The organism is Streptococcus mitis bv. 2 str. SK95 (genome assembly GCF_000222705.1).
Taxonomy (GTDB): Bacteria; Bacillota; Bacilli; order Lactobacillales; family Streptococcaceae; genus Streptococcus; species Streptococcus mitis_AY.
In genome coordinates this window covers 1-688 of sequence record NZ_AFUB01000006.1, presented here as the reverse complement: position 1 = coordinate 688, position 688 = coordinate 1, and the positions used below count along the sequence as shown (strand labels likewise).

The 688-nt window shown below is 30.7% G+C and carries 1 protein-coding gene; it reads right to left on the bottom strand.

All coding sequences use genetic code 11. From position 1 onward, the window contains the following. Positions 1-199 precede the first annotated feature (199 nt). Positions 200-688 (bottom strand): hypothetical protein (locus HMPREF9965_RS03615; RefSeq protein WP_001185048.1); only part of this gene is annotated, 489 nt, incomplete at its 5' end.

Here is a 688-nt window from a genome sequence, read left to right as displayed (position 1 = left end):
GTTTTTGGGAATAGTTTCTTCACCTAAAGTACATCCATTCAGTGCAAAAAGTGTCGAAAGCATTAGCGTTACACTGACAACCCACAATAAATATTTATGATTTTTCATATTATCTCCCTAGTTAACATATATACTGTATTTTCAATAGCTTTACCTTTCAATCCGCTGATTACTCTTTTCAATTTCGTTCATGAAAACCTCATTCTTTTTCAAAAATAACACTACTAATTTGCACAATCTTTTGATTAGATTTTAGTTGAATAGTTACTCTATATATAGTTGAGCTAGAATGATTTACTAATACTATACATGTTGTTTCCTCTGGTAAATCATATTTGCTTTTTAGATGTTTATAGAGGTCAGAGTTATTTTCTGGCTGATATACAATCTCACGAAGTTCTGTTTCTGCACTCTTAAAGGTCTCCTTTACATCTAGAGAAGTAAAGAAATCTCTTTGTACCACTAGATTAAGAATTTCTTCATCATATAAAGGAGTTACCTCCGACCCATAATTTAACTTCCCATTAGAATATGTAACCGGAACAGTTTCGTTATTCTCCCCAATTGTTATTGTATAATCACCTTTAATATCAGCTTGAGTGATATCTAAATCCACTTCGTATTTTTTAACTTCATCTTGATTTTTTATATAAATTCTACTAGTGTATGCCTTTAATCCCGTAAAATC